This window comes from Microseira wollei NIES-4236 (assembly GCF_020521235.1).
In the GTDB taxonomy this organism is placed as follows: Bacteria; Cyanobacteriota; Cyanobacteriia; order Cyanobacteriales; family Aerosakkonemataceae; genus Microseira; species Microseira wollei.
The window spans coordinates 77,576-83,822 of sequence record NZ_BLAY01000011.1 but is presented as its reverse complement, the minus strand read 5'-3'; the positions used below and the strand labels follow the sequence as shown (position 1 = coordinate 83,822).

The 6,247-nt window shown below is 45.0% G+C and carries 6 protein-coding genes; 4 read left to right on the top strand and 2 right to left on the bottom strand.

The annotated features are described in order from the left end of the window. Window positions 1-314: 314 nt before the first annotated feature. The 3 genes from MiSe_RS05515 (at window position 315) to ltrA (ending at window position 3,570) form a co-directional block, all read left to right on the top strand. The gene (locus MiSe_RS05515) at window positions 315-1,175 is read left to right on the top strand and encodes an RNA-guided endonuclease InsQ/TnpB family protein (protein ID WP_226575734.1); all 861 of its coding nucleotides are present in this window, start codon (window positions 315-317) and stop codon (window positions 1,173-1,175) included. A gap of 298 nt (window positions 1,176-1,473) precedes the next feature. Beyond that, a complete protein-coding gene (locus MiSe_RS05510; RefSeq protein WP_226575732.1) occupies window positions 1,474-1,722 on the top strand; it encodes a hypothetical protein in 249 nt (82 codons plus the stop codon). Window positions 1,723-1,773: 51 nt separating this feature from the next. Next, window positions 1,774-3,570, top strand: a complete 1,797-nt coding sequence (gene ltrA / locus MiSe_RS05505) for a group II intron reverse transcriptase/maturase (RefSeq protein WP_307731186.1) — start codon at window positions 1,774-1,776, stop codon at window positions 3,568-3,570. A 530-nt stretch (window positions 3,571-4,100) separates the two neighbouring features. Here ltrA and MiSe_RS05495 read toward each other — a convergent pair. Further along, a complete protein-coding gene (locus MiSe_RS05495; RefSeq protein WP_226575730.1) occupies window positions 4,101-4,538 on the bottom strand; it encodes a hypothetical protein in 438 nt (145 codons plus the stop codon). A gap of 83 nt (window positions 4,539-4,621) precedes the next feature. On the opposite strand from MiSe_RS05495, the gene pyrE reads away from it, so the two are divergent. Beyond that, window positions 4,622-5,230, top strand: a complete 609-nt coding sequence (gene pyrE, locus MiSe_RS05490) for an orotate phosphoribosyltransferase (protein WP_444980461.1) — start codon at window positions 4,622-4,624, stop codon at window positions 5,228-5,230. Window positions 5,231-5,380: 150 nt separating this feature from the next. On the opposite strand, the gene MiSe_RS05485 is transcribed toward pyrE, so the two are convergent. After that, window positions 5,381-6,247, bottom strand: a complete 867-nt coding sequence (locus MiSe_RS05485) for an alpha/beta hydrolase (RefSeq protein WP_226575726.1) — start codon at window positions 6,245-6,247, stop codon at window positions 5,381-5,383.

The window sequence follows — 6,247 nt, the reverse complement described above, 5'->3', positions numbered from 1 at the left end:
CCCGATAGTTAGTCTTGAATCGTATCCATAACAAGGATGGAATTATCAAGGAGCGGAATGATGCGAAAGTATCACGTACCGTTCTGAAGGAGAGGTAAAAGTCGCAAGGCTTCTATCGACTCTAACTGGGCGACAGGATTGGTCAAGACAATCAACAATTCATCCAAGGAGATTACTGCGATATTAGAACCCGTGCCTCAGCTTGTCCGTTAACCTGTTTCGTTAGCAAGAACGGTGCCACGGGAGAACCGTGGAAAGACACCGAAACTGCTAAAAATACCCGCCGCAGCGCTGGCGACATTCAAATTACGGCATTGCCGCAACTGAAAGCATCTAGACCTTGGTATGCTCTAATAGATTCAACCGTTTTGCAACAGAATGTAAAACGTCTGGATATGGCCTACAAAAACTTCTTTGTTCGCGCAGCGTGCCCGAAGGGCATAGGCAGGGGTTTTCCCAAATTCAAGAATCGCAGCAACTTCACCTCGTTCACCTATGCGATGGGTGTAAAAACTAAAGGAGACAAGATTTATTTGCCCAAGTTGGGGTGGATGCGATTCTATAACTCCAGACCTATCCCAGATAGTTTTACCATCAAAGCGGCAACGCTCCGGCAACGCCAGGATGGGTGGTATGTATCGCTGAGAATTGAGGAGAAAACCGTACCAGACCTGGTGGCTAAATCTTTAACCCAAGTCAGATCTGTTATTGGATGCGATCTGGGAATTGTCAAACTGGTACACATGAGCGATGGGCATCAGTTTGCCAATCCTAAGTTTGGCAACAACAAGAAAGTTAAGCAGTTACGGCATGTGAGGCAGCGGCGGGTTAATCGCAAGGTTAAAGGTAGCAATAACCGGAAAAAGGCGAAAAGAAAAGTTGGACGCCTGCATAAGAAAATCAGCGATAAGCGACAAGCTTATCAATGGTGGGTAGCTAATGCTATTGTTTCCCGACGAGTGGATGCAATTGCTTTGGAAGACTTGAACGTCTCTGGTATGCTACGTCGCTGTCGGGTGAAGAAAGATGAGGAGAGTGGGAGGTTTTTACCGAATGGACAATCCAGAAAAGTTGGGTTAAATCGCGCTATCTCTGATGCTGCTTGGAATGAATTGAGCTTAAAGATCGAGTATCTAGCTGCAAAGTTAGGAGTGCGATTCGTTCAGCCGAAATGAGTAGTAATACTCAAGGGTGGCTGGCTTCTCTGGAGTAATCGAAAGATTGAATACGCACTTAAATCCTCTAGAGATGATAACTGAGACACCATGTAGGTGAGGAAAATTATCCTAGAAATTCCAAGCCCTACCCCTCTAGTGCAGAGGTGAAAGCGCATCCCCCACCTGGGCGAATGGTGATCAAACGGGTGAAGCGGGGATGAACGACGGTAATCCAGAACCGTACTGGAAATCCCGTCTAGCAAGAACCCATGAGTAACCGACAGGTGAAGTTATGTCCGAACCATCGTGATGGCAAATGGGCTACGACGGTTATCAGCCCAAGCCAAAAGGCATGGATAAGGCGTTGGCAATTTCCTCGTTGACCAACCTGCACTGCCTACAAACCCGGTGGATAGTAACACTTCTACAGGTTCCTATCAATGGTGTCTCGGAACGAAGTAACCCCACAAATGCTCTTGAGGTGGTCGATACTCAAGAAGACAACCAGTCGCAAGCATTTGAGGGAAGGGATTGGGTAAGAAGCAAATGCCTTCTGGAAACATAAGGATACGCTGACGTACCCACGATGAAATGGATGATATAGCGGTAAGTAGCAATGAAAAAGGCCAAAACCAAACTGAAGTTTAGGGTGGCATGGGAACACGACTTTCCCATCTGTTTAGGGGTGCAACCTGACTATCAATGGCAGGAATTACCCTGGAAACAGATAGAAAAACGTGTTTACAAGTTGCAAAAACGGATATATCAAGCCTCGAAGAGTGGTGATGTCAAGGTAGTCCGAAAGCTTCAAAAAACCCTAATTAGGTCATGGAGTGCTAGATGTCTTGCAGTGCGCCGAGTAACCCAAGACAATCAAGGCAAGAAAACAGCAGGAGTTGATGGAATTAAATCCCTAAAACCCAATGCAAGACTCGAATTGATTAAACACCTTAAACTAACAGGTTTTACTAAACCTACCCGCCGGGTATGGATACCAAAACCTGGAACTAAGGAAAAAAGACCCCTTGGAATACCCACTATGCACGACCGTGCATTACAAGCACTAGTAAAACTAGCACTCGAACCAGAATGGGAAGCGCTCTTTGAGAGTAACTCCTATGGATTTAGACCCGGACGCTCATGCCACGATGCAATCGAAGCAATATATAACGCAATTAGACAAAAAGCCAAATATGTGCTTGATGCCGATATTGCAAAATGCTTCGATAAAATCAACCATGAGGCACTCTTGGCAAAGATAAACACATTTCCCAGACTTCAAAAACAAATTAAATCCTGGTTAAAATCAGGAGTAATGGATGGGAAAAGCTTATTTCCAACGAATGAAGGAACTCCCCAGGGAGGAGTAATATCCCCATTATTAGCCAACATAGCCTTACATGGAATGGAAATAAGACTCATGGAGTTTGCTAAAACACTAGACATCCGAAATCCAAAAGGAAATCAGGTGAGTTGGCAAACTAAGGTAAAGTCGCTCAGCTTCGTAAGATACGCGGACGACTTTGTTGTCATACATGAAGATATAAATGTGGTGAGTCACTGCCAAGAAATAATATCCGAATGGCTCAAAGGTATGGACTTGGAACTCAAACCCAGCAAAACAAAAATAACTCACACATTTAACGAGAAAAACGGAAAACTGGGGTTCAATTTTTTGGGTTTTCATATCCAACAATACCCATCAGGAGATTACCGCAGCGCCACCAGTTACCAAGGGAAAATATTAGGGGTTAACACAATCATCACCCCTAGCAAGGAAAAACAGAAAGCCCACCAGAGAAAACTGGCTGAAATAGTAGATACTCATCTCACAAAGCCGCAGTCGATCTTAATAAAAGAGCTAAACTCGATAATTAGAGGATGGTCTAGTTATTACTCGACTGTGACAAGTCAAAAAGCCTTTAATCAAATGGATTTTCTGTTATATCAAAAACTCCGAGCTTGGGCAAGGCGTAGAAACATTCATTCCAATAAACACCAAATATCAGATCGATACTGGCACACAGTAGGAAACGATAACTGGTGTTTTAGCACCAAAGAAGGACTAACACTTGAAAAACACTCAAAAACCCCAATCAAGGTTTTTACCAAAGTTCAAGGAGAAAGAAGTCCTTACGATGGGAATTGGATATATTGGAGTACACGCATGGGTCGAAGCCCTGAAGTCTCTACAAAATTGGCAACTCTAATTAAGAGACAACAGGGAAAATGCAATCACTGCGGACTACCATTTAAACCGGGGGACTTGATAGAAATTGACCATATTGTACCAACATCAAAAGGGGGCAAAAATACCTATGCGAACCTACAAGCCCTCCATAGACATTGCCATGACACAAAGACAACCACTGACGGAAGTCTTGGTACTCATGACATAGAGCCATTTCATTGAGGAGCCGGATGAAGCGAAAGTTTCACGTCCGGTTTTGAAGGAGAGGGTAGAAAGGCGACTTTCTACTCGACTCCACCAAGAGCGCAATCAAGATTAATCCGAAACATTCGGTGCACTGAATGCAGAAATTGCGGGCATATTGACCGCTCAAATCGTGATGGTGAAAAGTTCATCTGTTCGGCTTGTGGATTTTTGGCCCATGCTGATATTACGGCAAGCGAAAAACATTAGGGACAGAGCATTAGAAATGGTACGCCGGGACTCGACGGAACCTGTGGCTAAGGCCACTAAACGCCCAAAATACTGTAAGGAGAAGAGCCAGTGCGGTCTTGGGGTTTCCCCAAGTGGAGCAACTGGCGTATCACCGCGTCCTTTGGACAAAGGCGGTGAGCCTGGGAACCCTACAAACAGGGATATTAAGACCGCAATGTCTTAAGAATCCCCGCACCTTCAGGTCGGGGAGTGTCAACAGCCCCATTGACGATTTGGGCTTGGCTTTTGACTATGGACTGACTATGGTAACTATACCGTTAACGCGGCGGCAGTTCCTCGTTGATCAACTCCCGCCCCCCAAATGGGCGGCTAAAACTAGAGGGCGGTAGCTGTCGCAGCGAGGTATTGAAGGGATTTGGCAGATCGGGGGTAAGCAGTATCGGATCGCTGCCCACCTGCCGTTCCAGCACTTCTACATAAAGGTTGTGGACTCCCCTACCATCTCGATTAATTTCGTTTTCGGGGTAAGAATTCCTCAGTCCGAACAGAAAGTCCAATTGCCGCTCGATAGAACGATTTTTGAAGAACTCTCTATCGTTGCTAAAAAAGACCCGATTGAATTGCTGATCGATGCGAACCGCTCTGTCATTGTCAGGTACGAAAATATAGGGGTCAGCGATCGCGCTGTTAGCAAAACCACCAGCCGCAGCTACAACAATCATTACGCCTTTAAGGCAACTCAATCGCATACCCATATCATTCACCCTCACATTTTTTCAAATCCTAGCTCAACTTTGGGTCTAAGATCGTGGTTGGCTATTTCAACCCCTCAACGGCGATGACGATTGGAACACCTGCCCACTCCGGTGTCTGGGCTATGACATCAGATCTGACGCTGCTGCGCCAGCAACTTCTGGATTTATTCTGCCATCTAGCTTATCAAGAAGGTGATTTTGTTCTCTCTTCGGGGCAGCGTGCTTCTTATTACATCAACGGCAAGCAGGTGACCCTCCATCCTCAAGGAGCTTTAGCAATCGCTCGCCTTCTGTTACCAATGCTACCGATTGATACTGACGCCGTGGCTGGATTGACTTTAGGAGCCGATCCAATTGTAGCCTCAGTGAGCGTCGTTTCTGCTATTGAAAATCGACCGATTCCCGCACTCATTATCCGTAAAGAAGCCAAGGGACACGGTACAAAAGCTTACATAGAAGGCCCCCATTTACCAGAAGGGGCGAAAGTAGTAGTTTTAGAAGATGTCGTAACCACCGGACAATCGGCGATGAAAGCGGTGGAACGGCTGCGCGGGGCTGGTTATAGCGTCGATCGAGTAATTTCACTGGTAGATAGAGAACAAGGTGGTGCTGAATTTTACCAAGGTGTTGGATTGAAGTTTGAGGCAGTATTTTCGATTCGGGAAATTCAGCAGCGGTACAAAAATCTGTAGGTTGGGTCTTGCCCCCTGGGGAGGCAGCAGCCCACCACATCTCGTTCCCAGGCTCGAGCCTGGGAACGAAAGTAACGAAGCTCCGCCTCGTCTGGCGATTTGTACAAGATCTTAGATCTCCGCATTTTATAATATCAAACCAACCTACAATTACCTACCATTTCGTGCTGATGCGGCAAAATTTTGGATAGCTTGGCGATATTCGCTGCGATTAAAAAAAAGATCTCCATTATTATGTTTTGCACCCGGAACTAGCAGCAACTGTTTAGGTTCGGGTGCAGCAGCGTACAAGGTTTTGCTCATTGTTTTGGGAATCATCGCATCCGCAGTGCCGTGAACAAACAACACAGGCATCCGCAAGGATTTAACTTTAGTAATAGAATCAAATCGATGTCTTAAAATTAAACTAATTGGAAATATCCGCAAGTAAGGATCTAGTTCTGCCATCTTCTGCATTGAAGTAAAAGAATTTTGCACAATTAATCCGGCTGCTTCTGGATGTTTTACTGCTAAATCAATCGCTACTGCACCGCCTAATGAATGACCGTAGATAAAAATTTGATTGGCTGGAATTTGTTTTTGTTTTACCAGGTAATTCCAAGCGATTTGAGCATCTTGATAAACTTGAGATTCACTGGGAAAATTGCCTTGACTTTTACCGTATCCTCGATAGTCAATTAGCAAGACGGAAAAACCCAGTTGGTGAAAACGGTAAGCCTGAGTAATATTAGAGCCTATATTGAAACTGTTGCCGTGTAAATAGAGTAACGTGCCTAAATTCCGTCGTTGAGATGGAATCCACCATCCATGAATTACGTCATTGCTTGAACTTCCGGGGACTGGTAAATAAACATTTTGATATTTGATATTATAAAATTCAGGATTTTTTGGGAAAGTGCGAGTTGGTTTAAAGATAAAGTAGGGCTGACTGAAGAATAAAATACCGCAGGTGGAGGTGTAAGCGAGCGCACTCATTTTCCCCAGTCTCAACAAGCCTTTTCGCCAAGTTTTCAGCAT

Bases quoted from the DNA above. Each gene is read 5' to 3' on its own strand.
- MiSe_RS05510 (WP_226575732.1), top strand. From the start codon at position 1,474: ATGGGCTACGACGGTTATCAGCCCAAGCCAAAAGGCATGGATAAGGCG.
- MiSe_RS05495 (WP_226575730.1), bottom strand. From the start codon at position 4,538: ATGGGTATGCGATTGAGTTGCCTTAAAGGCGTAATGATTGTTGTAGCT.
- pyrE (WP_444980461.1), top strand. From the start codon at position 4,622: ATGACGATTGGAACACCTGCCCACTCCGGTGTCTGGGCTATGACATCA.
- ltrA (WP_307731186.1), top strand. From the start codon at position 1,774: ATGAAAAAGGCCAAAACCAAACTGAAGTTTAGGGTGGCATGGGAACAC.
- MiSe_RS05485 (WP_226575726.1), bottom strand. From the start codon at position 6,247: ATGCTGAAAACTTGGCGAAAAGGCTTGTTGAGACTGGGGAAAATGAGT.